Genomic DNA, 1,308 nt, shown 5'->3' with positions numbered 1-1,308 from the left:
AGGTTCTTCACGGATTGCCGGGAAAGTCATTCTTGATCTTCATGAAGAAGAATTCGCTGTCCCGGTAGCCGTAAGCCATCCGTTTGATGACCTTGATCCGATTGTTAATCCCTTCCAGCTGACCAGTGTGCATGGGCCAGCGCACCCTGCTCAGGATGCCGCGCCAGTAACCCTTCAGTCGTTTAGCAAACTGCTTCAGTGCCGCTATCGCGCTTTCTTCAGCCAAGCGCAGCCACTGCTTCCAGGCTGATCGCCAGCTCCAGGCAGTGGAGGGCGACCAGAGCGCCTTGAGTTCAGCCTTCATCAGGTAAACCGTCATCAACGACTGGTTAGCGGCCAGTAGATCCTGCAGGCGCACTTGCTGGTCTTCGCGCTTGAGATTCTCTGGGTTACGCAGCAGGAGCCATCGCGCTTGCTTGATGACCTTGCGTGCAGGCTTGTCATGCCGCAGACGGTTGGCCTCATCTACTCGCACCCGATCAATCACCTCTCGACCGTACTTGGCGACCACATGAAACAGGTCATAGACCACGCGCGCCTGTGGGCAGTGTTGGCGCACCTCCAGGTCAAACGCGGTATTCATGTCCATTGCCACTGCTTCTATCCGGGCGCAGCCCTCCGACCCCAGCTCTTCAAAGAAAGGTCTGATGGCGGCCCGGCTGCGTCCTTCGCCAATCCACAGCACCCGTCGGGTATCGGCATCCAACACAACGCTGGCGTAGCGATGCCCTTTGAACAAGGCAAACTCATCCATCACCAAGCGCCTCGGCTGAGCTTTAGGTAGTTTCTCCAAGGCGGTTTGTAACGCCCGTCGCTCCAGCAAACGCACGCTACCCCAGTGCAAGCCGAACAGCTCGGCGACGTGCAGGGTGGGCAACCGCCGGCAAGTCTGGATCACGGCTTCGGCCAGACGCTTGGTCATCCGCGAATAGCGATCAAGCCAGCTGACTGACTCCATTCGCTTGCCGCATGCGCCACATCCGACGCGTCGCAGCTCCACATTCAATCGCACCGAGCGGCCTAGAATGGGCAAGTCACGGATTGAGCGCTGACAGTATTCGTGGATGGTGGTGCTGGGCTGGTGGCAGCCGCTGCAGGTGGGGAATCTGTTGGGCTGTGGGATCAGGTCGATGACCAGCGATTCGCCTTCAGGCCTGATGGCGATGACAGAAAAGCCCTCCCAAAAGGGCAGAAACGTATTAATATCGTGCACAAGAACGCCGGTTTGTAGATGTGTTTGCTCGCACGAACATCATCCATCAAACCGGCGTTCTTGTTTCTGTCTTTCCCGGGATTCCGTGAAGAACC

1 protein-coding gene is annotated in these 1,308 nt (G+C 57.6%); it reads right to left on the bottom strand.

Translation table 11 applies throughout. From position 1 onward, the window contains the following. Positions 1-7: 7 nt before the first annotated feature. A complete protein-coding gene (locus ACNFCH_RS25820; RefSeq protein WP_416744500.1) occupies positions 8-1,213 on the bottom strand; it encodes an ISL3 family transposase in 1,206 nt (401 codons plus the stop codon). Positions 1,214-1,308 lie beyond the last annotated feature (95 nt).

The organism is Pseudomonas sp. NY15354, assembly GCF_048068075.1.
GTDB classification, from domain to species: Bacteria; Pseudomonadota; Gammaproteobacteria; order Pseudomonadales; family Pseudomonadaceae; genus Aquipseudomonas; species Aquipseudomonas guariconensis_C.
This window is presented reverse-complemented; position numbering and strand designations above follow the sequence as displayed.